Annotated in this window: 1 protein-coding gene; it reads right to left on the bottom strand. The window is 40.7% G+C overall.

The window, feature by feature from the left end:
• On the bottom strand, nt 1-595 hold a 595-nt coding region (locus ACFILA_RS09935; protein WP_375661171.1), incomplete at both ends, for an ABC transporter substrate-binding protein.

The following is a 595-nucleotide window of genomic DNA, read 5'->3' as shown; positions in this document are numbered from 1 at the left end:
CAGAATCATTATTCCATCCGATAAAAGCCGTATCAAAAGCCCGTGCATTCACTTTTGAAAACAACTGTGTACCTGCTACACGTTCAATTTTAAGACGCACGCCCGCCTGTGCAGCACTATCTTGAAGTGATTGAGCAAGTAACAAAGTATAAGGAGTGTTTGAGACAATAAAATTTGCCTCAAATCCGTTCGGATAACCGGCCTCTGCTAAAAGCTGTTTTGCTTTTTGAATATCAAGCTTAAAGGGTTGCCCCTCTTTTTCATCCAAAGCTCCAAGATTACCAAGAGGAATAAAACTGGCCCGTGGAACACCAATCCCTTTAAGAAGCTTCTTGCCAAGACCTTCATAATCTATAAGATAACGCATCGCCAAGCGTACTTTTTCCTTAGCAAAAATAGGATTCGTCGTATTGAATCCCCAGTACATCATAGTTGGCACTAACACTCTTTCAACTTTAACATCTGTTGTTTTTTGCAGATCTGCAAGATCTTCAGGTGTCAAATTACGAGCAACATCAATATCATGTTTTTGCAACAACAAGCGTTGTGTTCCGGGCTCTGCAACATGGCGAATTAAAATCTGCTTCAGTTTAGG

Origin of the sequence: Bartonella sp. CL71SXKL, assembly GCF_042194935.1 — a bacterium.
Lineage (GTDB): Bacteria > Pseudomonadota > Alphaproteobacteria > Rhizobiales > Rhizobiaceae > Bartonella.
Note: the sequence above shows the minus strand (reverse complement) of the source record. Positions and strands in the feature narration are given on the sequence as shown.